The organism is Streptomyces sp. NBC_00683 (assembly GCF_036226745.1).
Classification (GTDB): domain Bacteria; phylum Actinomycetota; class Actinomycetes; order Streptomycetales; family Streptomycetaceae; genus Streptomyces.
Window position 1 is genome coordinate 5,526,455 of sequence record NZ_CP109013.1, and the last position, 23,679, is coordinate 5,550,133.

The 23,679-nt window shown below is 70.4% G+C and carries 19 protein-coding genes and 1 tRNA gene; 4 read left to right on the forward strand and 16 right to left on the reverse strand.

Annotated elements, in window-relative coordinates; translation table 11 throughout:
* Window positions 1–106: 106 nt before the first annotated feature.
* The 3 genes from OG257_RS24705 to OG257_RS24715 form a co-directional block, all read right to left on the reverse strand.
* Entirely contained in the window at window positions 107–1,402 is a 1,296-nt protein-coding gene (locus OG257_RS24705; RefSeq protein WP_329210819.1) for an MFS transporter, read from the reverse strand.
* A complete protein-coding gene (locus OG257_RS24710) occupies window positions 1,399–1,935 on the reverse strand; it encodes an ArsR/SmtB family transcription factor (RefSeq protein ID WP_329210821.1) in 537 nt (178 codons plus the stop codon). Before OG257_RS24710 ends, OG257_RS24705 begins: the two co-directional genes overlap by 4 nt.
* A 218-nt stretch (window positions 1,936–2,153) precedes the next feature.
* Window positions 2,154–3,128: a helix-turn-helix domain-containing protein gene (locus OG257_RS24715; RefSeq protein ID WP_329210823.1), complete on the reverse strand. Its 975-nt coding sequence runs from the start codon at window positions 3,126–3,128 to the stop codon at window positions 2,154–2,156.
* A gap of 597 nt (window positions 3,129–3,725) precedes the next feature.
* On the opposite strand from OG257_RS24715, the gene OG257_RS24720 reads away from it, so the two are divergent.
* Window positions 3,726–4,994: a sugar efflux transporter gene (locus OG257_RS24720; protein WP_329210825.1), complete on the forward strand. Its 1,269-nt coding sequence runs from the start codon at window positions 3,726–3,728 to the stop codon at window positions 4,992–4,994.
* Between the two features lie 49 nt (window positions 4,995–5,043).
* Here OG257_RS24720 and OG257_RS24725 read toward each other — a convergent pair whose 3' ends face one another.
* The 4 genes from OG257_RS24725 to OG257_RS24740 all read right to left on the reverse strand — a co-directional run bounded on the left by OG257_RS24725 (window position 5,044) and on the right by OG257_RS24740 (window position 8,433).
* Complete coding sequence (locus OG257_RS24725) at window positions 5,044–6,192, reverse strand: winged helix DNA-binding domain-containing protein (protein ID WP_329210827.1); 1,149 nt, start codon at window positions 6,190–6,192, stop codon at window positions 5,044–5,046.
* Window positions 6,193–6,388: 196 nt separating this feature from the next.
* Window positions 6,389–6,461 (reverse strand) — tRNA-His (locus tag OG257_RS24730).
* A gap of 124 nt (window positions 6,462–6,585) precedes the next feature.
* Window positions 6,586–7,191, reverse strand: a complete 606-nt coding sequence (gene orn / locus OG257_RS24735) for an oligoribonuclease (protein ID WP_329210829.1) — start codon at window positions 7,189–7,191, stop codon at window positions 6,586–6,588.
* A gap of 9 nt (window positions 7,192–7,200) precedes the next feature.
* Complete coding sequence (locus tag OG257_RS24740; protein WP_329210831.1) at window positions 7,201–8,433, reverse strand: helix-turn-helix domain-containing protein; 1,233 nt, start codon at window positions 8,431–8,433, stop codon at window positions 7,201–7,203.
* Window positions 8,434–9,255: 822 nt separating this feature from the next.
* On the opposite strand from OG257_RS24740, the gene OG257_RS24745 reads away from it, so the two are divergent.
* Complete coding sequence (locus tag OG257_RS24745; protein ID WP_329215334.1) at window positions 9,256–9,777, forward strand: universal stress protein; 522 nt, start codon at window positions 9,256–9,258, stop codon at window positions 9,775–9,777.
* 200 nt (window positions 9,778–9,977) lie between these two features.
* On the forward strand, window positions 9,978–10,550 hold the full coding sequence (locus tag OG257_RS24750; RefSeq protein ID WP_329210832.1) for an acetate uptake transporter: 573 nt from the start codon (window positions 9,978–9,980) through the stop codon (window positions 10,548–10,550).
* Window positions 10,551–10,683: 133 nt separating this feature from the next.
* Here the strand turns inward: OG257_RS24750 and glmS are convergent, their stop codons facing one another.
* The 3 genes from glmS to OG257_RS24765 form a co-directional block, all read right to left on the reverse strand.
* Complete coding sequence (gene glmS, locus OG257_RS24755) at window positions 10,684–12,513, reverse strand: glutamine--fructose-6-phosphate transaminase (isomerizing) (RefSeq protein WP_329210833.1); 1,830 nt, start codon at window positions 12,511–12,513, stop codon at window positions 10,684–10,686.
* Between the two features lie 58 nt (window positions 12,514–12,571).
* Window positions 12,572–12,847 (reverse strand): hypothetical protein, encoded by a 276-nt coding sequence (locus tag OG257_RS24760; RefSeq protein WP_329210835.1) that lies wholly within the window; start codon window positions 12,845–12,847, stop codon window positions 12,572–12,574.
* Window positions 12,848–12,934: 87 nt separating this feature from the next.
* Window positions 12,935–13,801 (reverse strand): DUF4429 domain-containing protein, encoded by an 867-nt coding sequence (locus OG257_RS24765; RefSeq protein WP_329210836.1) that lies wholly within the window; start codon window positions 13,799–13,801, stop codon window positions 12,935–12,937.
* 160 nt (window positions 13,802–13,961) lie between these two features.
* Between OG257_RS24765 and OG257_RS24770 the strand changes: the two genes are divergently transcribed.
* On the forward strand, window positions 13,962–15,548 hold the full coding sequence (locus OG257_RS24770) for a beta-N-acetylhexosaminidase (protein WP_443054477.1): 1,587 nt from the start codon (window positions 13,962–13,964) through the stop codon (window positions 15,546–15,548).
* An 88-nt stretch (window positions 15,549–15,636) separates the two neighbouring features.
* Here OG257_RS24770 and OG257_RS24775 read toward each other — a convergent pair whose 3' ends face one another.
* The 6 genes from OG257_RS24775 to OG257_RS24800 all read right to left on the reverse strand — a co-directional run bounded on the left by OG257_RS24775 (window position 15,637) and on the right by OG257_RS24800 (window position 23,609).
* Entirely contained in the window at window positions 15,637–16,485 is an 849-nt protein-coding gene (locus OG257_RS24775) for a siderophore-interacting protein (RefSeq protein ID WP_329210838.1), read from the reverse strand.
* Between the two features lie 85 nt (window positions 16,486–16,570).
* Window positions 16,571–17,599 carry an ABC transporter substrate-binding protein gene (locus OG257_RS24780; protein ID WP_329210840.1) on the reverse strand — a complete coding sequence of 343 codons (1,029 nt, stop codon included), beginning with the start codon at window positions 17,597–17,599 and terminating at the stop codon, window positions 16,571–16,573.
* A gap of 178 nt (window positions 17,600–17,777) precedes the next feature.
* The gene (locus tag OG257_RS24785) at window positions 17,778–18,944 is read right to left on the reverse strand and encodes an acyl-CoA dehydrogenase family protein (RefSeq protein ID WP_329210842.1); all 1,167 of its coding nucleotides are present in this window, start codon (window positions 18,942–18,944) and stop codon (window positions 17,778–17,780) included.
* Between the two features lie 6 nt (window positions 18,945–18,950).
* Complete coding sequence (locus OG257_RS24790) at window positions 18,951–19,898, reverse strand: hydroxymethylglutaryl-CoA lyase (RefSeq protein ID WP_329215339.1); 948 nt, start codon at window positions 19,896–19,898, stop codon at window positions 18,951–18,953.
* A 17-nt stretch (window positions 19,899–19,915) separates the two neighbouring features.
* Window positions 19,916–21,964: an ATP-binding protein gene (locus OG257_RS24795; protein ID WP_329210844.1), complete on the reverse strand. Its 2,049-nt coding sequence runs from the start codon at window positions 21,962–21,964 to the stop codon at window positions 19,916–19,918.
* Window positions 21,965–21,977: 13 nt separating this feature from the next.
* Window positions 21,978–23,609: a carboxyl transferase domain-containing protein gene (locus OG257_RS24800; protein ID WP_329210846.1), complete on the reverse strand. Its 1,632-nt coding sequence runs from the start codon at window positions 23,607–23,609 to the stop codon at window positions 21,978–21,980.
* Between the last annotated feature and the right edge of the window lie 70 nt (window positions 23,610–23,679).

Consider the following 23,679-nt stretch of genomic DNA (forward strand, 5'->3'; position numbering starts at 1 on the left):
TGCGGAGTGCTCTGTGGCCTGTCTCACGCGTGGGCCGGTGCACGATCGGCCCGTGACCTGGCCACTCGTTGCGCCCCGAGGCGTCGTGGCGCCTTTGCGGCAGGCGTCACAGGAGGCCGGGTGCAGTCTCCTGGGCGGGTTCCTCGGATGCCGGGTGATCCGGACCGTCCGCCGGGGCGGCGGCACGCAGCGCCGCTTCGACCCGGCGGTTGCTGGTCATGGATGCCGTGACGGCCGTCATCGCCAGGAGGAGGCCGGCGGCGGCGTAGAGCGGGGTGCGGATGTCGTAGGTGGTGGCCAGCCAGCCGCCGAGGAAGGCCCCCATGGGGGCGGCGCACATGGCCAGCATGCGGGAGGTGGAGGCGACCCGGCCCATGAGGTGGGCCGGGACGATCGCCTGCCGGAGGGAGGGCGCGAGCACCATCGTGGCGCCCATGCCGGCCCCGCAGACGGCGAGCGCCAGCCCGGCCACGTACGGGTTCGGGGCAGCGGCAAGGCCAAGGATGGCAAGCCCTTCGACTGCGGCCGTGCAGGTCAGCGCTGTGCCGGTGCCGAGTCGTCGGCCGAGGTAGGAGGCGATGCCCGCACCGAGGAGGCCGCCGGTGGCCTCCGCCGTGAGGAGCAGGCCGAAGCCGTAGGTGTCGATGCCGAGGCGTTCGTGCGCGAAGAGGGCGAGGACGGTCTCCACGGCGAGGAAGGCGACGTTCCCGACCGCCGGGCGGAGCGCGAGCCCGAGCAGCAAACGGTCCCGGAAGACGTACGAGGCGCCGGCCCGCGCCTGCCGAAGCAACGACTCGCGGACCTCCGGCACGGGCCGGGGTACGGCGGGCAGCGTACGTACGAGCAGTGCGGAGAGCGCGAACGACACCGCGTCGGCGAGCAGCGGAACCGCCCGCCCGAGCGCGAGCAGCGCACTGCCGGCAGGCGGCCCCGCGAAGCCGGACATGGCGGTCTGGGCGCCGCGCAGGCGAGAGTTGGCGCGCTCCAGGAGTTCGGGGTCGCGGCCGAGCAGATCCGGCAGATAGGCCGTGGCGGCCGTGTCGAAGAAGAGTCCGCCGAGGCCGAGCACGAAGGCGACGGCCGCGAGCAGCGGAATGCTCAGCACGTCGAGCGCGGCTGCTGCCGCCGGTATCACGAGCAGCACCGCACGCGCCGCGTCCACGACCCACATCGTGCGCCGGCGGTCCCAGCGGTCCACCAGCGCACCGCCGAGCACCCCGAAGAGCAGCCACGGCAGCGTCCCCGCGGCCGTGACGACGGCGAGCGCCATCGGATCCCGTGTCAACGTCAACGCGAGCAGCGGCAGTGCCGCGTGCGACACCCCGTCACCGAGCGAGGAAACCGTCTGCGCAGTCCACAGCCGTCCGAACCCGGTCGGCAATTTCCTTATGTCTGACGTCACTTGGCGTCCCCCTCTTTCTCCTTGCGCGGTGCCGGGTGGAAGAGAGCGAAGACGAGTGACGCGTCCGGCAGCGACGGATCGGACAGCTTCTGGTACTCGTCCGCCAGTGCCTCCAGCCGCGCCCCAAGCTCCGCGAACTGCTCCTCGGTGAGCCGCAGATGCGCCATCCGTACGTGCCGCTCGTCCGTCTGCGATGCCTCCAGGTCCGCCACCGCATGGCGCATCAGCATGTCCGGCCCTCCCTCGCCCGGATCCGGCAGCGCGATCGACCGCGCTGCCATCGCGTAGTACCGCTCGGTGACCCCCCGCACCTTCCGCGTCCGCACGACCTTCACCAGGCCGGCCCGCTCCAGCAGTCGTATGTGGTAGCTGGAACTCCCCTTCGCAAGACCCACCCGCTCGGCGATCTGCGTGATCGTCGCGGGCTCGAAGCGGAGCGCGGCCATGATCCGGTGGCGCGTGAGATTGGAGACGGCGCGCAGCTGCTCGTCAGTGGTGACGTGAAACGTCTCGGGGAGGTCATCGGTAGGCATGTGAGCAATGGTCAACGATTCTTGACCATTGAGCAAGGGGGTTTTCGCGTGGACTTCCAGAATCTGCGAGCGGGAACGCCCGCAGCGCGGTGTCGTCGAACTCCCTCTGGAAAAACGGCAGTACGGAGGGCTCGCAGGCGGGGCGTGGCTGGAGGGCGGCCCGGAACTTCTCCATGCAGGCCCATGCCGGACCGCGCGTCCCTGCCGCAATCGAGCCGTCAGGCGGCCCGGGCCGAGTCGGTGCGGCAGTCGCGGCAATGGCCGGGCTCCCGTGCCCGAAAGGCGCGGTCGCAGCGGTCGCAGTTCTGGAGCGGGATCAGGATGACGCTGCGGCGAGCAGGGGCAAGGTCCTGGGCTCCGGGCAGCGGGGGCGGGAGGAGCGTCGTGATCCGGTGCCGGAGAAGCTTCGCCGGGTGCTTCAGCGGAACCGGCAGGTCGGCGGTGAGGGCGTGGCGGACGGTGTCGGGGTGGGCGTCACGTTCGAGCCACGCGGTGACCCCGGGTGCGAGTGCGTCGATGTCGTGCTCGGAGAGGACGAGTTGGGGAGTGTGCCGGCGCAGGTCGGCGAGGAGCGCAGCTGCTGTTCGGTGCAACTCCGGGGAGTGTGCCCGCGGCTGGGGGAGCGGCGCGGGTGGTGTCCGGCGTGCGGTGGGCGCCGGTACGAGGACCGGTGCGGGTACGAGGACCGGTGCGGGCTCCGGTGCGGCCTTGGCGGGAACGGCCTGCGGTGGGGGTACTGGAGCCGGGGTGCACTGCGGCGGTGGAGCGGGGGCCGGGACGGGGTCGACCGGTGGCGGCGCGGGCGGCGGTGCGGTGGATACGTGGGCGCCCGGCTGGTTGTACGAGACCGTGCGGGTCGTGATCCGGCCGTCGGGGAGGCGCACGCGGCTGCGGTGGAGGTAACCGGTGGCTTCGAGTTCGCGCAGGGCGGCGGCGATGCGGGTCTCACTGTCGGGGAAGCGGGCGACAAGGACCTTGATGCCGATCCTCGTTCCGGCGGGCAGCGATTGGATGTGCACGGCAAGCCCGATCGCGACGAGTGAGAGGCCGCGGTGCTGGCTGAGGTGGTTGCCGATGACCGTGAATCCGGCGGCGTGCCGGACGTTGACGTGGATGACACCGGACGACGGTGTGCCGCCCCCGGATGCGGAGGTCGGGGCGCACGGGGGCGCGGTAATCTGCTGGGTATCCATCGGGAAGCGATCTCTTCCTCGGTGGTCAGGCCCTCGATCGGGATTCGCTGTCCCGGTCGGGGGCCGTCGCATGTCTGTGGTTGTCGCGGCGAGCATATGCCAGCCAACCCACCTCAAATCCAGCTGAGTTGCCATAAGTCACCCTTGTGAGTGACGGCGGCCGGGGTGGGGTCGGGTTTGGGTGGGGAGGGTAATTTCCCTGGTCCTTTAAAGCATTTACGTCGTGCGTGGCCGCGTCCCGGGCAACCGGGTCGTGGGTTTCCGCGACCCGGTGAAGGAGTTCCCGTCAGTAACAGCGACAACCAGCCACTCACGCAGAGATGCCGCCACGCTAAATGCGCCAGAGATGGCTTCAGTTGCAATGCCCTGAACTGCTCTGACCGCCTTGTGAGGTGTCGGGTGGCCATCGTCGATAGGGGTGCAAATGGGTAGATGGCGGCTCCCCGGCGATACGGCGTGAAAGTCGCTGCCACTCCCTTGCAGGAACGATTTACGTTTGTGGCCGTGGCGAAATACGAGAAGTTTCGCCACGCCCTCTCAGAAATACCCGCGGCAGAACGCATGCCCCTGGTGAGTCGCACTTACCCAGGGAGCATCATGAAGTTCGCGTATTTCGCTCGCCCCCGCGTGGCGGATGGTTCACCCCCATCACCCATGCTCGGCCGGACGGCGACGGCCCTGGGCATTGCCGCTGGTTGCTACGCCATCACCATGGCGGTGCTGGGCACGACAATCAGCTTGTTCCTGGCGGATGCTGTTCGCGTGGGGCCGGAACTCATCGGCTTGTACTTCACAGGCTGCGCCGTGGCCGCCATTGCGATCAACCTGGCCGCAGGATGGCTGTCCGACCGGCTGGCCGACAGAAGGGTCGCACTCGCCGCGACCGCACTGGCCGGGGTCGCCGGTGCGTTGATTTTCATCGAGGTCCGGAACTATGCGGTGGTATTCGCGACGGGGGCCGTGCTCCTCGGTCTGAATGACGCATACATTTCCCAGTTGTTCGCGTACGTCAAGGAGTTCGCCGAGTCCACCGGTAGGGAAGTGACTCCGTTCAGTTCCGCAGTGCGGTCGGTCTTCTCCGCCGGGTGGGTAATCGGCCCGCCGGTCGGATTCCTTCTGCTGACACAGATCGGTTTCGGCCTCATGTACGCGGGCGCCGCGGCTCTGCTCCTGCTGACCGCACTGCTCGGCCGCTGGTTCCTCCCCGCCCTTCCTTCGCCGCCCGGGCCGACGGCCAAGGACAACGCGGATGGCCGCTCGTCCGGGCTGCGCCGCGTCTATGCCACCGTGCCGCGCCGCACGTGGCTGCTGCTCGGATCGGTCACGGCGGTCAACGTGGCGAATCAGATCTATCTGATCAACATCGCCCTGTACGTCACCGGAGAGCTGCACCTGTCAGCGGCTCCGGTCGGGCTGATGGCCGGGACCTGCGCGGCACTTGAGATTCCGCTGATGATCACGGTGGGCCGCCTGGCCGACCGCATCGGGAAGATGCGCGTCATGGCCGCCGCCCTGGTCGTCGCCGTCATGTTCTTCTGCCTGCTGCCAGTGGCCGGCTCCGTACCGGTCCTCATCGCCCTGCAGTTGCCGAACGCCGTGTGGATCGCGGTGATGATGAGTGTCCCGATGGTGGTGGTGCAGCAAGAGGTGCCCGGAGGAGCCGGCACCGCATCCGCGCTCTACTCGTCCACCTTCCCGGTTGCCCAACTGCTGGCCGGGGCCATCACCGGGGTGGTCGCTGCACAGGCGGGATACCGAAACGTGTTCTGGTTCTGCGCCTGTCTCGTCGCGCTCGCCCTCGTGCTTCTCCTCTGCCGAATGGCTTCCCGGAACCCGACCGGCATCCGGCACCGCCCCATGCGATGACGATCGGCAGAAACGCGGCGGTCCAGCGGATCGGTCGGAGCAGACCGGTTCAGGAACCGGGGAGCAGGCGGGTTTCGGCGGCCGGCAGCCCCTTGGTCCACCAGTGGCCGTATTGGCTGTAGACCCTGGGGTCGCGGTCCGCGAGGAGCGTCGTGAGCGACCCTGCCTCTGCGGCCAGTCCCTGCCAGACGTGGTCGGGCAGGGGGTGGAAGGCGCCTGCCTCGATCCCCCCGTCCACGGGACGCCAGACTCCGGCCACGTAGCCGTCGACCAGCAGGGTGGGCAGCACGTCTCCGTTCACCCGGGTCACATGCTTGCGGTAAGCGGGTGGGACGACGCGGCTGCGATCGGCGTACGCCAGCAGGGTGCTGTCCCACATCGCCATCAGCCTGGGCGGGGCCGGAGTGTCCTCGGCCGGCCGTGGCGCACCAGGGATGTCGTACATCACCGTGCCGTCGGGGCCCTCCAGCTGTTCGAGCTCGTCGGCGAGCGCCCGCACCGCCGTCCTGACCCGGGCCCGCTGGACCAGCGCGAACTGTGCCATGTCCGCCACCGACGCCGGCCCGAAGCCCTCCAGGTAGCGGCGGATCAGGGTCTGGAGACCCACGGCGGCAGCGTCAGGACCGGTCAGCACCGGCTGCGTGCCTGCTGCCGCGACGTACGACTGCTGGGTACCGAACGACCAGGGCCCTCCGACGGGCGCGTGCCACAGCGGCGCGTACTGCCGCAGCAGCCGCCAGGTCACCGGCTCCCTCGGCGCGCCCACCCGCTCGTCGAGCCACCCCCGGATCTCGGCGGAGGTCCGTGGCCGGTCGGCGTACTTCAGCAGATCCGGGACGAGCGCGTCGGCGTCGCCGGGGGTGAGCCCGGACGCCGTGAAGCGGGAGCCGAGTCTGGAGGCGCGCACCGTCGGCTCCACGGCCTCGCGGAAGGCCGGGAAGTCCTCCGCGTGGACCATGTGCAGAGTGATCCGCATCAGCGTCGACCTGACTGCCTGGAAGCCGGCCACGGCGGCGTCGAGGCCGGCCGGGTCGAAGCCGCCGATCCGGTTCCACAGCGCGAGGTACGGCGAGGCGGGGTGCTGTGCCTGCAGGGCGACGACCCGGCGCACCGCGTCGACGACGTCGAGCGACTCGCGGCCGAGCAGCAACTGCCGGGCGAGCGTGGAGCGGTTGAGAGCACGAGCAGTGATCGCCATGCCGGGATTCTCTCGTTCGGCCACGCCGTACGGAACCCGGACCGACCGGTTGCTGTGAGTCCGTACGCCCGCGCCGGACATGACCGGTCCTGCACGGACGGTCACTCTCGGTCGGGAGGAGGCCCGGTGCTCCGGGGGCCGGGTGGGCATGAAGAAGGGCCGGTCTGTTTTCACAGACCGGCCCTTGATCAATCAGGGTGAGTAACGGGACTTGAACCCGCGACATCCTGGACCACAACCAGGTGCTCTGCCAGCTGAGCTATACCCACCATGTCGTCCGGTTCGTTTCCGACCGGCCGAGAAAAAGTGTACAGGGTCCGGGAGGGTGCTCGCGCCCGAGTTCTTCCGGACCGGATCACGGGCCCCGCAGGGCCCGTGACCAGGGGCGTTTTCCTACTGCCCGGCGGGCGGTGCGTGGCGCGCCGCGATCTCCTTGGCATGCGCCGAGTCCGGGCCGGGCTGCGGGACGAAGACCGCGTCCCGGTAGTAGCGGAGCTCCGTGATCGAATCGCGGATGTCCGCCAGTGCCCGGTGGTTGCCGTTCTTGTCCGGACTGTTGAAGTACGCCCTCGGGTACCAGCGGCGCGCCAGTTCCTTGACCGAGGACACATCGACGATCCGGTAGTGGAGGTACCCCTCCAGTGACGGCATGTCCCGCGACAGGAAGCCGCGGTCGGTGCCGACCGAATTCCCGCACAGCGGGGCCTTGCCGGGCTCCTTCACATGTTCGCGTACGTAGGCGAGGACCCGCTCCTCGGCGTCTGCCAGGGTCGTGCCCCCGGCGAGCTCGTCGAGGAGGCCCGAGGCGGTGTGCATCTGCCGCACCACCTCGGGCATGGTCTCCAGGGCCGCGTCCGGCGGGCGGATCACGATGTCGACCCCTTCGCCGAGCACGTTCAGTTCCGAGTCGGTGACCAGTGCGGCCACCTCGATGAGTGCGTCGTCCGTCAGCGAGAGCCCGGTCATCTCGCAGTCGATCCACACCATGCGATCGTTCATGGCCCCACCCTACGGGGCACTCCGCTGCCCCGGCAGGGTCGGGCGCCCCGGAACGTACGACTCGGGACCCGGTTTCAGCTGCTCCGCGTGACCGCCGGAGGTCGCAGCCGCGGTGACGGGAGACGGGCCGGGCGAGGCCGCCGCAGCGGTCCGCCGGCTCGGTGCCGGGCCCTGGGCGGGCACGGACGTCTCCAATACCGTGGCGACGCTCTCCAGCGCCCCGCCCTGCGGACGACGGGCCCGGTAGGCGGCCCGGTACGCGGCGGGGGAGGAGCCCAGCTGGCGGCGGAAGTGCCCGCGCAGCGCAACCGGCGAGCGGAAGCCGCAGCGGCCCGCAACCTCGTCGACCGAGTAGTCGGAGGTCTCGAGCAGCCGCTGCGCCTGCAGCACGCGCTGGGTGATGAGCCACTGGAGCGGTGCGCTGCCCGTGAGCGAACGGAACCTGCGGTCGAAGGTCCGCCTGCTCATGTAGGCGCGCGCGGCCAGCGTCTCCACGTCGAACTGCTCGTGGAGATGCTCCAGCGCCCAGGCCACGACCTCGGCGAGCGGGTCGGAGCCGATCTCTTCAGGTAAAGACCTGTCGAGGTAGCGCTCCTGACCGCCACTGCGCCGTGGCGGTACGACGAGCCGACGGGCCAGGGCCCCGGCTGCTTCTGTGCCATGGTCGGTACGGACTATGTGAAGGCATAGATCGATTCCGGCCGCCGTTCCGGCGGAGGTGAGCACATCTCCGTCGTCGACGAACAGCTCACGCGGATCGACGTGCACCGACGGATAGCGCTTGGCCAGCGTCGGTGCGTACATCCAGTGTGTGGTGGCCGGGCGGCCGTCCAGCAGGCCGGCCGCGGCGAGGACGAAGGCCCCCGTGCACAGTCCGACGATGCGTGCGCCCTCCTCGTGGGCGCGCCGCAGCGCGTCCAACGCCTCAGCGGGCGGCGGCGATGTGATGGACCGCCAGGCGGGCACCACGACGGTGCCTGCCCTGCTGATCGCCTCCAGGCCGTACGGCGCGCTGAGTTCGAGCCCGCCCGTGGTGCGCAGCGGTCCCTCCTCGCCCCCGCAGACCAGCAGGCGGTAGCGCGGAACGCCCGCGTCCTGCCGGTCGATTCCGAAGACGGAGAGCGGGATCGAGCTCTCGAAGATAGGGCCACCACTGAACAGCAGTACGGCTACAACTTCCCGGCGTCGCCGCCCGGTCAGCTTCCGTGCGGCCTCCGTTGCGGCGGCGGAGTCCTGGCTCATGACGCTAAGCCCCCCTCGGTGTTCGCGTCTCCCTGGTCCCTACGGGCCTGTCGCTCCTGCACGTTTCCCCTCGGTCTCGCACGCGTCCCCAGTCCTCGACACTCATGATCGAATCTACTGCGTTCCGCGGTGCCGACGTGACACGTTTCCCCACCGGCACTATGTCGACAAGGCAACTTGGCCCGAAGCATTCGATCACGAAGCGTTTCACTCACGAGCCCCTCAGGGAAGTGCGCATAGCGATCATGGCCCGTCCCCGTTGGGTCAAAGCGTACCGCGCGGTCTATTCCTGCCTGCTGGCACGTGGGTTGGTCGGCCAAAACGCCAAGGAAGTAAGGGCAATGTGAAGTTGGCTGAAAAGTAGTGGTTGCGTGCGCGGATTCCAGTCATGCGACCGGCGCACCACCTCATGTATCAGCAGCCTCCATGCGCCCTTGGGGCTCCCGGGGGCCGTTCTGCCCCCGGACGGGAACGAGGCGGAGCCGCCCGGTGGCACGGCGTGACGGCCCGGTCGGCGCGCTGTGCGTCGCATCCGGCCGTCTGCGGCCCTTCCGGCCTTCGCGGCCGGAAGGAACGGGGGGTGGGAACGCCTCCGCGTCGCGCGAGCTGGATGTACGACACAACCGGCATTGCCATACGGGGCCGGCTCGGGCATGCTCCCTCCATCGCCGCAAGCACTTTGCGAGGTTCTGGGCGGTGAAGGAGTGGCGCCGTACCCTTGGGGGTAGGGGGTTGGGAAGATGATTCCCGGACACAGCTTCATCCATGAACGAACCTCCGAACCGCTCTCTCCTCACGAGGACTCTCTTCGCCGAGACACCGATGGCCGGTCACGAAATCCCTGAACCCGCAGACCGCAAGCAGGTAGCCGACCCACGGTCGGAACCGCAGACGGTCCCCGAGTCGCGCCCCTCCTGCGATCCGGCCTTCCGTCATGGGGTCGTGGTCGGTTTTGACGGCTCCACGTCCAGCGAACGAGCCCTCGCGTACGCCATCGGCATGGCGAACAGGCTCGGCTCCGGGCTGATCATCGTCCACGTCGCCAACCGGCTGCCGACCACCGTCTGGGCAGGCTGCGAGCCGCCCGTCTTCGTCGACGTGCCCGACCACCGCACGGAGGTCCTGGGGCTCGAGCTGGCCTGCGCGGACTACCTCGCCGAGGTGCCGTGGGTGCTCGTGGAGCGCGGTGGCGACATCTGCCACGAGCTGGAGGAGGTCGGCCGGGAGTACTCGGCCGACGCGATCGTCGTCGGCTCCACGCACGGCATCGTTGGGCGGATCTTCGGCTCGGTGGCCGGCCGTCTCGCGCGGCGCGCCCAGCGCCCGGTCATCGTCATCCCCTGAGGCGTTTCCCGAAACGCCGCTGCGCTCCCTGACGCTGACGCGGCTGAAGTGCTGCTCCGCCCCCCGGCCCTCCCTGACCGGGCGTCAATCCTATTCGGCACGCGGTGAATTCACTCGTGCGCAGAGGTGGATTGTGCGCTTGTGAAGGGTATCTGTACTGCAACAGGTAGCAGCAGCACAGCAGTTGAAGGGAGCCCGCCGTGGACAACGACGTCTCTGCGGGAAGTGCCAGTATCACCACCCTCGGCCATCTCGCCCTGGGTCTCACTCTGTTGGCGTTCGGCATCGGTCACACCGGGGTCATCGACGGTGTCACCGCGGCCGACGCCGTGTCGCTCGCGCTCTATGTCGGCGGCATCGCGCTGTTCGTCGCGGGACTCCTGGAGTTCCGCGCGTCCAACGCCTTCGCCGGTACGGCCTTCGCCGGCCTCGGCGCCTTCTGGTTCACCTGGGGCACCGGTGCCGGTTCGACGGTCTCGGACCATGCGGCAGGGCTCTTCCTGCTGCTCTGGGCCCTCTTCGCGCTGAGCCTGACCCTGGGGGCGGCCGGTGGAGGTCTGCTCACCCAGGGGACGTACGGGCTGCTCTTCCTGGGGCTGCTGCTCCTGGGCGTCGGGCAGTACGCCGGCAGTGACGGGCTCGGCAAGGTCGGAGGCTGGGTGGCCGCCGTGGCCGGGCTCGCCGCCTGGTACGGGGCGACGGCGGCGCTGGCCAAGTGGCCGACCGCGGTACCCAAGCGCGCTGCCGGCCGGGGCGTGACGGCCACCGGCTAGCAGCCGGGCGGGGCGCCTCGGGCGGCCCCCGTCCAACGGGAGAGAGCGGCCCCCGCACCCTTGGTGGCGCGATGCGGGGGCCGCTCTGTGCGTACGGGCGGCCCTCCCGGAGGGAGCCGGATCCGACGGTGTCCTACTCGACGGTGACGGACTTCGCCAGGTTGCGCGGCTTGTCGATGTCACGGCCCATGGCCAGCGCCGTGTGGTACGCGAGCAGCTGCAGCGGGATGCCCATCAGGATCGGGTCCAGCTCGTTCTCGTTCTTCGGGACGATGATCGTGTGGTCGGCCTTCTCCTGCTCGCGGTGGGCGACGGCGAGGATCCGGCCGCTTCGGGCCTTGATCTCCTCCAGCGCGGCGCGGTTCTTCTCCAGCAGGTCGTCGTCCGGGACGATCGCGACGGTGGGGAGCGCCGGCTCGATGAGCGCGAGGGGGCCGTGCTTCAGCTCCGAGGCGGGGTAGGCCTCGGCGTGGATGTACGAGATCTCCTTGAGCTTCAGGGAGGCCTCCAGGGCGACGGGGTAGCCCCGCACGCGGCCGATGAACATCATCGACTGGGCGCCCGCGTACTCCTCGGCCAGCTTCTTGATCTCGTCCTCGGACTCGAGGATCTGACCGATCTGCTCGGGCAGCTTGCGCAGGCCCTCGATGATCCGCTTGCCGTCGGAGACCGACAGGTCGCGGATGCGGCCCAGGTGCAGGGCGAGCAGCGCGAAGGCGACGACGGTGTTGGTGAAGCACTTGGTGGAGACGACGCAGACCTCCGGGCCCGCGTGGACGTACATGCCGCCGTCGGCCTCGCGGGCGATCGCCGAGCCGACGACGTTCACCACGCCGAGGACGCGTGCGCCCTTGCGCTTGAGCTCCTGGACCGCGGCCAGCACGTCGTAGGTCTCACCGGACTGGGAGACGGCGACGTACAGCGTGTCGGGGTCCACGACGGGGTTGCGGTAGCGGAACTCGGAGGCGGGCTCGGCGTCCGCGGGGATGCGGGCCAGCTCCTCGATGAGACCGGCGCCGATCATGCCCGCGTGGTACGAGGTGCCGCAGCCGAGGATCTTGATCCGGCGGACCCCGCGGGCCTCGCGGGCGTCCAGGTTCAGGCCGCCCAGGTGCACGGTGGAGAAGCGGTCGTCGATCCGGCCGCGCAGCACGCGGTCCACGGCGTCGGCCTGCTCGGAGATCTCCTTGTGCATGTACGTGTCGTGGCCGCCCATGTCGTACGACTCGGCCTCCCACTCCACGGTGGTGGGCGTCGCCGTCGTGGTCGAGCCCTCCGTCGTGTACGTACGGAAGTCGTCGGCCTTGAGGGTGGCCATCTCGCCGTCGTCCAGGGTGACGATCTGGCGGGTGTGGGCGACGAGCGCGGCGACGTCCGAGGCGACGAACATCTCCTTCTCGCCGATGCCGAGCACGACGGGGGAGCCGTTGCGGGCGACGACGATGCGGTCGTTGAAGTCGGCGTGCAGGACGGCGATGCCGTACGTGCCCTCGACGGACTTCAGCGCCTCGCGGACCTTCTCCTCGAGGGTGGAGGCCTGTGCCCGGGCGATCAGGTGGACCAGGACCTCGGTGTCGGTCTCGGAGAGGAAGACGACGCCGTCGGCGACGAGCTTCGCGCGGATCTCGGAGGCGTTGTCGATGATGCCGTTGTGGACGACGGCGACCTTGTTCTCCGCGTCCAGGTGCGGGTGCGCGTTCTCGTCGCTCGGAGCGCCGTGGGTGGCCCAGCGGGTGTGGGCGATACCGGTGGTGCCGGCGAACCGCTTGGGTACGCGGGCCTCCAGCTCGCGGACCCGGCCCTTGGCCTTGACCATCTTCAGGGTGCCCGGCTTGCCCGCGGCGGCCTTGCCCGTGATGACGATGCCCGCGGAGTCGTACCCCCGGTACTCCAGCCGCTGCAGGCCCTCCAGCAGCAGCGGAGCCACGTCACGCTTTCCGATATAACCGACGATCCCGCACATAGAGTCTCTGCCCCTCCATCGACGTACAAAAGTGTGTGCCCGGCCCTGCCGGTCCGGCTCAGCCGTAGACGATGCGGCGCAGCTGGCGGAGCGAGAGCTCCTGCGGCGCCACCGCCCGGTGAGGCAGCTCGGCCGCGATCCGTTCGAAGATGTCCGTGTTCACCAGGCCGCCGGACTGCAGTTCGCGGTGGCGGCGGCGGACGTAGTCCTCGGTCGTCTCGTCGAAGTACGCCAGCACGTCGAGGATCACCCTGGCGGCTTCGCCGCGCTGGAGCGCGGTGGAGCGTACGAGGTGGTCGATGAGGTCGTCATGCGACGGGCGGCGTTCGAGCACCCGTCGATATTGCTTCGCCCGGCCGCAATGTGCAAGAAATCTGCCCGATATCGGGCAGCGTCACACAGGAATACGTCGGCGTCCGCGTCAGAGGCGCTTCAGAACCGCTTGTTTTGCGGTGCCGAACTCGTCATCGGTGAGGATCCCGGCCTGATGCAGCTCGCCGAGCTCGCGCAGTCTGCGCAGGAGTACGTCGTGATCGTCGGCGGGCGGGGCGGCGGCCTTCGCGAGGTCCGCCACGGGCAGCTGGGGCGCTGTCCCGGTGCGGGGCAGCCGCGTCAGGACGGCGGCCGCGACCAGGACGGCCGAGTACTCCTTCTTGGAGAGCCCCCACAGCTCCAGCGAGTACGGGTCGAACTTGGGCGGCGCCGAGGAGCTGCCCGGGCCCCTCTCGAAGCGCAGGAAGCCGTTCTCCAGGCCGATCGCCGGCAGCCAGCGCACGCCCGTCACCTCCGACACCGGGAACGTGACCGGGCCGCCCGAGGTCTTCGACTCCGCGGCCTTCCAGTTCCAGGTGAGCCGTACCGTCTCCCCGTCGAAGGAGGCCGTGCCATCCCCGCCACCGCCGGAGACGGGCAGTGAGGGGCCCGGCAGCAGGAAGCCCTCCGCGGGCGTATCGGGCACCTGCTCGATGACCAGGGCGTTGCGCACCTCGTCGACGAAGTACTCCGCGACGCCCGTGCGGTCCTTCTCCACCGCGAGCTGATAGGGGTCGGAGGCGTCCTTGAGCCTGCCGTCCGCGGCCCGCAGCACCGGGCACGCGCCGGTGCGCAGGCGCAGCCGCAGCCGGCCGCCCTTCCGGTCGGGCTCGAACGAGACTCCCGCCAACGCCTGCACCGGGATGGCGAGTTCGCCCAGGTCCTGCCGGACGGGATGCACCCTGCTGCCCGGCACGATGCGCACCGTGTCCCCGTCGAACGTCCAGGTGCCGTCGCGCTGGATGATTTCCGCCATGCCGCCGATTCTGCCAGCCGGACGACGAGAAGTGGTCTAGTCCTTGACGGTCTGTGTGACGCGCGGTACGCATGGTGACCGTTCGGTTGTTCAGGAGATCCACAGGTGTGAACCCGTCGAAAGGGACCGGCTTGTGAGACAACACAGAACGATTTCCCGCTTGTTCGGCTCGCTGCTGCTCGTCGTGGCGGCCGGCGTCTCCAGCGTCGCAGCGGCCCCGGCCGGCGCCGGCCCGGCCCCGGCCGCGTCACCCCGGCCGCTCGGCGAGATCGTGCCCGCCCCCGTATCGGTGAAGCCGGGCGGACCCGCGTACGCCATCACGGCGGGCACGCGCATACGGGTCGACGGCAGCTCCCGCGAGGCCCGGCGCATCGGTGAGTACCTGGCGGACGCGCTGCGGCCCTCCACCGGGTACGCGCTGCCGGTCACCGAACGGGCCGGGCACGACGGCATACGGCTCGAACTCGGCTCCGGGGACAGCGGCCTGGGCGCCGAGGGCTACCGCCTGAAGTCCTCCCGCGGCTCCGTCACCATCACCGCACGCGCCCCCGCAGGGCTCTTCCACGGCGTCCAGACACTGCGGCAGCTGCTCCCGGCCGCCGTGGAGGAGGACAGCCCGCAGAAGGGGCCCTGGGAGATCGCGGGCGGCACGCTCACGGACTCCCCGCGCTATGCGTACCGCAGCGCGATGCTCGACGTCTCACGGCACTTCTTCTCGGTCGCCGAGGTGAAGCGGTACATCGACCAGCTCGCCCTCTACAAGATCAACAAGCTGCACCTGCACCTCTCCGACGACCAGGGCTGGCGCATAGCCATCGACTCCTGGCCCCGGCTCGCCGAGTACGGCGGCTCCACCGAGGTCGGGGGCGGCCCCGGCGGCCACTACACCAAGAGCGACTACAGGGAGATCCTCCGGTACGCGGCCTCCCGCTACCTGGAGGTCGTCCCCGAGATCGATCTGCCCGGCCACACGAACGCGGCACTCGCCTCCTACGCCGAGCTGAACTGCGACGGCGTCGCCCCGCCGCTCTACACAGGCACCGCGGTCGGTTTCAGCTCGCTGTGCGTGCCCAAGGCGGTGACGTACGACTTCGTGGACGACGTGATCCGTGAGCTGGCCGCCCTCACGCCCGGCCGGTACCTCCACATCGGCGGCGACGAGGCGCACTCCACGAGCCATGAGGACTACGTGGCGTTCATGGAGAAGGCGCAGGCCGTCGTCGGCACGTACGGCAAGACCGTCGTCGGCTGGCACCAGTTGACCGGGGCGGTCCCGGTGAAGGGCGCCGTCGCCCAGTACTGGGGCTACGACCGGACGGGCGCGGCCGAGCGGCAGCAGGTGGCGGACGCCGCGAAGAACGGCACGAAACTGGTGCTGTCCCCGGCGGACCGTACCTACCTGGACATGAAGTACACCAAGGACACGAAGCTCGGTCTGGCCTGGGCGGGCTACGTCGAGGTCCAGCGGTCCTACGACTGGAACCCGGCGGCCTATCTGGAGGGCGTCCCCGAGGAGGCCGTCCTCGGGGTGGAGGCGCCGATCTGGACCGAGACCCTGACGAACAGCGCGGACATCGAGCAGATGGCGTTCCCGCGGCTTGTGGGGGTCGCCGAACTGGGATGGTCCCCCGCGGCCACGCACGACTGGGACACCTACAAGGTGCGCCTCGCGGCGCAGGGTCCGCGGCTGTCGGCGCTGGGGATCGACTTCTACCGGTCGCCGCAGGTCCCTTGGCCCACGGAGTGAGGTAGCCGTCCCGGGCTGCCGGGCGGTCCGACCGCCCGGCAGCCCGGGACACGGGGTCAGGAACCCGTGCAGCGGAAACCGACCGGGGCTACGCGTCCTGGGAAGCCGCTTCGGCCCTCAGCTGTTCCTCGCTGAGTCCGCGCCGCCAGTAACCGACGAACGTCACCCGCCTGCGGTCGAACTGCCGTTCCTGCACGAGATGGCGGCGCAGGGCCCGGACCCCGGAGGACTCGCCCGCGATCCAGACGTACGGGGTGCCCTCGGGCAGCTCGGCGGCACGCACGGCCTCCACGGCCGAGGGCGCGCCCTCCGCCCGGACGAGCCAGCTGATGCGGGCATCGGCCGCCGTGCGGAGCGCCTGGCGGTCCTGGGCGTGCGGGATCTCCAGCCAGACCCTGGCCTTCGTCCCGGCCGGCAGCCACTCCAACGCGGCCGACGCGGCGGGCAGGGCCGTCTCGTCGGCCCAGATCAGTACCCAGTCGGTGTCCTGCGGCGGCCGGAAGCGGACCGCGGTGTTGTCCTCGACGGCCGGACCGAGCGCCTTGAGCAGCTGCCCCGGTGCTGCGGCGGACGCCCAGCGGCAGGCGGGCCCGCCGTCCTCGTGCAACGCGAAGTCGATGTCGACCTCGGTCGAACCGTCATCGGTACGGCGCTGTGCCCGCACCGTGTACGAGCGCATCACCGCCCGTACGTCCTCGGGGAGGGCCCGCCACGCGGTGAACCACTCACCGTTCGCGTCGACGGGAACGAGGGGCTCTCGCTGCCCCGGGTGCGGCAGGAACAGCGAGAGGCTCTGGTCCCGGCCCCCGGCGGCGAAGCCGTCGAGCCCCGGACCGCCGAAGGTGACCCGGCACATGGAAGGGCTCAGCCGGCGGGTCCGCAGGACCGTCAGGCCGAAGAACCGGAAGGGTTCGACGGGTGCGGCGGCAGTCGTCATGGAAGGGTCCTCCCAGGAACCGGGAACCGGGGCGACAACGGCGACGGCCCGGCCCGGAGCGAGTCGCTCCGGGCCGGGCCGAGGGTCAGCTGACCTTCTTGGCGCTCTCGATGGCCTTCGCCAGGTCCTCGAGGATCGGTGCGCACTTGGCGTACGAGTAGATGGGCTCCGTCGTACGCGGGACGATCTGGCCGGCCTTGACGGCGGGCAGCTGCGCCCACGTCGGCTTCGAGGTCAGGGCGTCGGGCTGCAGGGCCGAGGACCGGTTGTCCATCATGATGATGTCGGCCCCGTACTTGTCGACGTTCTCCCAGCTCAGCTCCTCGAAGAAGCCGGCCGCGTTGACCTTCGGCTCGACGAACTGCACGCCGAGCTCCTGGAAGTACAGGGTGTCCGCGGACGTCTTGGCGAGCGAGACGTAGAAGAGGTCCTGGCTTGCCGAGCCCACGAGGACCTTGATGTTCGGCTGGGACTTGGCGGCGGCGCGCAGCCGGGCGGCCGCCTTCTCGAAGCGGGCCTTGGCGTCGGTGACCTTCTTGGCCTTGACGTCGGCGCCGAGGGAGGCCGCGAGGTCCTCGTGGCGCTGGATCGCCTTCGGCATGGTGGTCTGGGCGGCCCACAGCGCCGCGCTCGGGGCCAGCTTGAGGATCTTGTCCTTGGACTCGTCCGGCACGTACCAGAGGGCGTCCTTCTCCCACATGGCGGTGACGAGCAGGTCCGGTGCGAGGCCGGCGTACTTCTCGACGTTGAACTCGCCCCAGACGTTGCCGAGCACCTCGACCTTGCTGACGTCGAGGTCGCCGGCCTGGACGTCGGCCTTGCCGTCAGCGGTCTTCGTCGGGCCGAAGACGCCCTTGACCTCGATGCCGTAGTCGTGAAGGGCCGCGGCGACACCGATGAACGCGACGATGTTCTTCGGGGTCGACCCGGCCTTCGCGGTCAGGCCACGGTCGTCCTTGAAGGTCCACGGGCCGGACTTGGCGGACTCCGAGCCGGCGCCGGACTCCTTGGAGTCGCTGTCACCGCACGCGGCAAGCACGGCGCCGAGGCCGACGGCTCCGCCGGCGGCCAGCAGGCCGCGACGGGAGAGGGAGGTGGGCCGGACGTTGGGCATGGGCTGTCTGCTTTCGTGCGGGTCGTGGCTGGCCGCCGACGGGTTCGAGGGTAGGTTAGCCTAACCTCAGATATGGGCAGGTGGGGGGTCGAAAGGCCGCCCTGCCGGTGTCCGGCGGAGCGGCCTTCCCTCTGGCCCGAGCGGCCCGTCCGAGTGGCCGAAAGGCCCTCCGTCCGGGTCAGGCGTCCATCCCCAACTCCCGTGCGATCAGCATCCGCTGGACCTCGCTCGTGCCCTCGCCGATCTCCAGGATCTTGGAGTCGCGCCACATGCGCGCCACCGGGTACTCGTTCATGAAGCCGTAGCCGCCGTGGATCTGGGTGGCCTCGCGTGCGTTGTCCACCGCAACCGTCGACGAGTACAGCTTGGCGATCGCCGCCTCCTTCTTGAACGGCTCGCCCGCCAGCAGCCGCGAGGCCGCGTCCCGCCAGCCGATCCGGGCCATGTGCGCCCGCATCTCCATGTCCGCGATCTTGAACTGGATGGCCTGGTTGGCGCCGATCGGCTTCCCGAAGGCGTGCCGCTCCCTCGCGTACTTCACCGACTCGTCCACACAGCCCTGCGCCAGGCCCGTCGACAGCGCGGAGATCGCGATCCGGCCCTCGTCCAGGATCCGCAGGAACTGCGCGTAGCCGCGGCCCTCCTCGCCCAGCAGGTTCGCCGCCGGGACGCGGACGTCGGAGAAGGACAGCTCACGGGTGTCCGAGGCGTTCCAGCCGACCTTGGAATAGGGCGCCGCGACCGTGAAACCGGGGGTGCCGGACGGCACGATGATCGAGGAGATGCGCGGGGCGCCGTTCTCCTTGCGGCCCGTCACCGCCGTGACCGTGACCAGCTCCGTGATGTCCGTACCGGAGTTGGTGATGAAGCACTTGGAACCGTTGATCACCCACTCGTCGGTGGCCTCGTCCAGCACGGCCGTCGTCCGGGTGCCGCCCGCGTCCGACCCGCCGTCCGGCTCCGTCAGCCCGAACGCGCCGAGCGCCTCGCCCGCACAGAGCTTCGGCAGCCAGCGCTGCTTCTGCTCCTCGGTGCCGAAGCGGTAGACGGGCATGGCGCCCAGCGAGACCCCGGCCTCCAGGGTGATCGCCACCGAGGAGTCGACCCGGGCCAGCTCCTCCAGGGCGATCCCGAGGGCGAGATAGTCCCCGCCCATGCCGCCGTACTCCTCCGGGAACGGCAGGCCGAACAGGCCCATCCGTCCCATCTCCCGCACGATCTCGTACGGGAACTCATGGCGCTCGTAGAAGTCGCCGATCTTCGGCGCGACGACGTCGTGGGCGAACTCCTCGACGGTACGGCGCAGTTCCTCGTGCTCGGCGGTCAGCCGGTGGTCCAGGGACATGGAACGTCACTCCTTGTGGGACGGCGCTTGTGACGCCGAGAGCGCTTTGACGGTTCGGGAGGGGCTGGGTCGGCCCAGCTGTTCGGCCATCCACACGCTCGTGGCGGTGAGTGCGCCGAGATCGACCCCGGTTTCGATACCGAGGCCGTCGAGCATCCACACGAGATCCTCGGTGGCGAGATTCCCGGTCGCGCTCTTCGCGTACGGGCAGCCGCCGAGGCCGCCCGCGGAGGCGTCCACCGTCGTCACCCCCTGCTGGAGCGCGGCCAGGGTGTTGGAGAGCGCCTGGCCGTACGTGTCGTGGAAGTGCACCCCGATCGTGGCGGTGGGCACCCCCGCCCCGTTCAGGGCGGACAGCAGGGCGGTCACATGGCCCGGGGTGGCGACGCCGATGGTGTCGCCGAGGGAGAGTTCGTCGCAGCCGAGGTCCATCAGGGCCTTCGCGACACGGACGACCTGGGCGAGGGGCACGGCGCCCTCCCACGGATCGCCGAAGCACATCGACAGATAGCCCCGCACATGGACCTTCTCCGCCTTCGCCCGGGCCACGACCGGCTCGAACATGGCGAGCGACTCGTCCACGGTGCGGTTGAGATTGCGGGCGGCGAACGTCTCCGTCGCCGACCCGAAGACCGCGATCCTCCGCGCGCCGAGTGCCAGCGCCCGGTCCAGACCGCGTTCGTTCGGCACGAGGACGGGCAGTGCCACGTCCCCGACATCCGCGACATCCCCGAGCAGCGGGAACAGCTGCTCGGCGTCGGCGAGCTGGGGCACCCACTTCGGGTGGACGAAGCTGGTCGCCTCGATCGTGGACAGCCCGGCGACGGCGAGCCGGCGGATGAACTCCGCCTTCACCTCCGTCGGCACCACGGCCTTCTCGTTCTGCAGGCCGTCGCGGGCGCCGACCTCATGGATGCGGACCCGGTCCGGCAGCCCCGGAGCGGGCACGGTCATGGGCAGATCGATGTCGGTCACGATTCCTCCCTCGGGGCCACCACGGCCAGAATCTGGTCCATGGCGACCGTGGCACCGGCGGTGACGTCCAGTTCGGTGACCGTTCCCGCGTGCGGGGCGGAGATGACGTGCTCCATCTTCATCGCCTCGACCACGAGCAGACTCTGCCCGGCAGCGACCTCGTCCCCGACGGCCACCTTCACCACCGTCACGGTCCCCGGCATGGGCGCCGCGAGCGTGTCGGCCCCGGACCGGGCGGCGCCGCTGAGAGAGGCCTCCACCGGGTCGTGGTCCTGGACGTGCCAGGTGTCCCCGTCCCGGCCGAGCCAGACGCCGTCCGCGGAGGCCGCCAGGCTGAACGCATGGGTGAGGCCGTCGAGTTCGACGACGACGCGCCGCCCGGTCGCCTCGACGAGCCGGGACACCTGCGCACCGGGCAGCGAGGGCACCGGCCCGCACGCGTCGGCCCGCTCGTCCCGGTCCCCGGCGTGGCCGAAGGCCAGCTCGGCCGTACCCCCCGCAGCCGCACGCACGCTCACCCGCACCGGATCGTGGCCCGGTACGCGGAAGTGGTGGAACGTCGCGGCGGGCGTGCCGCCGAGGCGCCAGCCGTCGGACGCGGAGAACGGGTCGACCCAGCCGGAGGTCCTGGCGGACGGCGCCTGCCGCAGCAGTGCAGCCGCCGCGTACACCTCTTCGGGCACACCCGTCGGCACCAGGCTGTCCGCCTCGCGCTCCACGAGTCCGGTGTCCAGATCGCCCGCGACCACCGCCGGATGCGCCAGCAGCCGCCGCAGGAACCCGGCGTTCGTCGGGACGCCCAGCACCACGGTGCCGGCCAGCGCCGCCCGCAGCCTGCGCAGCGCCGTCGCCCGGTCGGGGCCGTACGCGATGACCTTCGACAGCATCGGGTCGTACGTGCTGCCGACCGGCACGCCCTCGCTGAGCCCCGAGTCCGTGCGCACCCCGCCGCCCTGCGGCTCGTCCAGGGCGAGCACGGTCCCACCGGACGGCAGGAAGCCGCGCGCCGGGTCCTCCGCGCAGACCCGGGCCTCGATCGCGTGCCCGGTGAGCGTGATGCCGGCCTGGGTGTACGGGAGCCGCTCGCCGGCCGCGACCCGCAGCTGCCACTCCACCAGGTCGAGGCCGGTGATCAGCTCGGTGACCGGGTGCTCGACCTGGAGGCGGGTGTTCATCTCCATGAAGTAGTACGAGGCGGGGTCGCTGCCCGGGACGATGAACTCCACCGTGCCCGCGCCCACATACCCGCAGGACCGCGCCGCCTGGACGGCGGCCTCACCCATCGCGGCGCGGGTCTTCTCGTCGAGCAGGACCGAGGGCGCCTCCTCGATGATCTTCTGGTGGCGGCGCTGGAGCGAGCACTCGCGCTCGCCCAGATGCACCACGTTTCCGTGTCCGTCGGCGAGGACCTGGATCTCGATGTGCCGGGGCCGGTCGATCCACCGCTCCACCAGCAGGGTGTCGTCACCGAAGGAGGCACGCGCCTCGCGGCGGGCCGCCGCGATCTCGTCCGCGAGCAGCGCCTCGTCGCGCACCAGCCGCATGCCCTTGCCGCCGCCGCCCGCGGACGGCTTCAGCAGCACGGGCATGGCGATCTCCCGGGCGGCCTCGGCCAGTTGCCCGTCGGTGAGCTCGCTCCCGGAGGAGCCGGGCACGACCGGAACTCCGGCCGCGGCGACCGTCTCCTTGGCGCGGATCTTGTCGCCCATCAGCGAGATCGCCGAGGCCGGCGGGCCGATGAAGACGAGCCCCGCGTCCGCGCAGGCCTGCGCGAAGTGGGCGTTCTCCGCGAGGAAGCCGTATCCCGGATGGACGGCCTCGGCCCCGGTGCGGCGGGCCGCGTCCAGGAGCCGTTCCACGGACAGATAACTCATCGAGGCGGGCGCGGGCCCGATCCGTACCGCCGTATCGGCCTCCCGGACATGCCGGGCGTCCGCGTCCGCGTCGCTGAAGACGGCGACCGACCGCACGCCGAGCTCGCGCAGGGTCCGGATGACCCGGACCGCGATCTCGCCACGGTTGGCGACCAGAACAGTGCTGAACATGGAAGTCCTCACATCACATCCGGAAGACGCCGAAGCCCGGGCCGTTGGGATCCTTCTGGGGCAGCGGAGCATTGGCACAGGCCGTCAGGGCGAGCCCCAGCACCTGCCGGGTCTCCATCGGGTCGATCACACCGTCGTCCCAGAGCCGGGCGGTGGCGTAGTAGGCGTTGCCCTGCTGCTCGTACTGCGCGCGGACCGGATCCTTGAAGGCCTCCTCGTCCTCGGCGGGCCACTCCTCGCCGCGCCCCTCGATCTGGTCCCGCTTCACCGTGGCCAGCACGGAGGCGGCCTGCTCGCCGCCCATGACGGAGATCTTGGCGTTGGGCCACATCCACAGGAAGCGCGGCGAATAGGCGCGGCCGCACATGGAGTAGTTGCCCGCGCCGTACGAACCGCCGACGACGACGGTCAGCTTCGGCACCCGGGTGCACGCCACGGCCGTCACCATCTTGGCGCCGTGCTTGGCGATGCCGCCCGCCTCGTAGTCACGGCCGACCATGAACCCGGAGATGTTCTGCAGGAACACCAGCGGGATGCCGCGCTGGTCGCACAGCTCGATGAAGTGCGCGCCCTTCTGGGCGGACTCCGAGAACAGGATCCCGTTGTTCGCGATGATGCCGACCGGGTGCCCGTGGATCCGGGCGAAGCCCGTGATCAGCGTCTGGCCGTACTCCGCCTTGAACTCGGCGAAGCGCGAGCCGTCCACCACCCGGGCGATCACCTCGCGTACGTCGTAGGGCGTGCGCGAATCGACGGGCACCGCCCCGTACAGCCCGGCGGGATCGACCTTGGGCTCCTCGGCGGGCTCCACGGACCAGGGGAGCTCCCCGCGCGCGGGGAGCGTCGCGACGATGTTCCGCACGATCCGCAGCGCGTGCGCGTCGTCCTCGGCGAGGTGGTCGGTGACCCCGGAGGTACGGGAGTGGACCTCGCCGCCGCCGAGCTCCTCGGCCGTGACGACCTCGCCGGTGGCGGCCTTCACCAGCGGCGGACCGCCCAGGAAGATCGTCCCCTGGTTCCGGACGATGACCGCCTCGTCGCTCATCGCCGGGACGTACGCCCCGCCCGCCGTGCAGGAACCCAGCACCGCCGCGATCTGCGGGATACCGGCCCCGGACATCCGGGCCTGGTTGAAGAAGATGCGCCCGAAGTGGTCCCGGTCGGGGAACACCTCGTCCTGCATCGGGAGGAACGCGCCGCCGGAGTCCACCAGGTACAGGCAGGGCAGCCGGTTCTCCAGGGCGACCTCCTGGGCGCGGAGGTGCTTCTTCACCGTCATCGGGTAGTACGTGCCGCCCTTGACGGTCGCGTCATTGGCGACGATCACGCACTCCCGGCCGCTGACCCGCCCGATTCCGGCGATCACCCCGGCCGCCGGAGCGGCGCCCCCGTACAGCCCCTCGGCCGCCAGAGGCGCCAGCTCCAGGAACGGGGACCCCGGATCGAGCAGCGCGTCCACCCGTTCCCGGGGCAGCAGCTTGCCGCGCGCCACATGCCGGGCGCGGGCCTTCTCACCCCCGCCGAGCCGTGCCGTGGTGAGCCGCGTGCGCAGCTCCTCGGCGAGCGCGTGATGCGCCGCCTCATTGGCCTGCCAGGCCTCCGAGGCGGGATCGGCCGCGCTCGCCAGGACCGGTGCCTGCTGCATCCTGTCGAGCCCCCTTGCCCGTACCGCTGAAGTTAATGCTCGTTAACGCATTGCATTCAGGTTAACGAGC

What these genes read in the sequence shown, in the direction of transcription:
- OG257_RS24710 (WP_329210821.1), bottom strand. Translation starts at nt 1,935, where the DNA reads ATGCCTACCGATGACCTCCCCGAGACGTTTCACGTCACCACTGACGAG.
- OG257_RS24715 (WP_329210823.1), bottom strand. Translation starts at nt 3,128, where the DNA reads ATGGATACCCAGCAGATTACCGCGCCCCCGTGCGCCCCGACCTCCGCA.
- OG257_RS24720 (WP_329210825.1), top strand. Translation starts at nt 3,726, where the DNA reads ATGAAGTTCGCGTATTTCGCTCGCCCCCGCGTGGCGGATGGTTCACCC.
- OG257_RS24725 (WP_329210827.1), bottom strand. Translation starts at nt 6,192, where the DNA reads ATGGCGATCACTGCTCGTGCTCTCAACCGCTCCACGCTCGCCCGGCAG.
- orn (WP_329210829.1), bottom strand. Translation starts at nt 7,191, where the DNA reads ATGAACGATCGCATGGTGTGGATCGACTGCGAGATGACCGGGCTCTCG.
- OG257_RS24740 (WP_329210831.1), bottom strand. Translation starts at nt 8,433, where the DNA reads ATGAGCCAGGACTCCGCCGCCGCAACGGAGGCCGCACGGAAGCTGACC.
- OG257_RS24745 (WP_329215334.1), top strand. Translation starts at nt 9,256, where the DNA reads ATGGCCGGTCACGAAATCCCTGAACCCGCAGACCGCAAGCAGGTAGCC.
- glmS (WP_329210833.1), bottom strand. Translation starts at nt 12,513, where the DNA reads ATGTGCGGGATCGTCGGTTATATCGGAAAGCGTGACGTGGCTCCGCTG.
- OG257_RS24765 (WP_329210836.1), bottom strand. Translation starts at nt 13,801, where the DNA reads ATGGCGGAAATCATCCAGCGCGACGGCACCTGGACGTTCGACGGGGAC.
- OG257_RS24775 (WP_329210838.1), bottom strand. Translation starts at nt 16,485, where the DNA reads ATGACGACTGCCGCCGCACCCGTCGAACCCTTCCGGTTCTTCGGCCTG.
- OG257_RS24780 (WP_329210840.1), bottom strand. Translation starts at nt 17,599, where the DNA reads ATGCCCAACGTCCGGCCCACCTCCCTCTCCCGTCGCGGCCTGCTGGCC.
- OG257_RS24785 (WP_329210842.1), bottom strand. Translation starts at nt 18,944, where the DNA reads ATGTCCCTGGACCACCGGCTGACCGCCGAGCACGAGGAACTGCGCCGT.
- OG257_RS24790 (WP_329215339.1), bottom strand. Translation starts at nt 19,898, where the DNA reads ATGACCGTGCCCGCTCCGGGGCTGCCGGACCGGGTCCGCATCCATGAG.
- OG257_RS24795 (WP_329210844.1), bottom strand. Translation starts at nt 21,964, where the DNA reads ATGTTCAGCACTGTTCTGGTCGCCAACCGTGGCGAGATCGCGGTCCGG.
- OG257_RS24800 (WP_329210846.1), bottom strand. Translation starts at nt 23,609, where the DNA reads ATGCAGCAGGCACCGGTCCTGGCGAGCGCGGCCGATCCCGCCTCGGAG.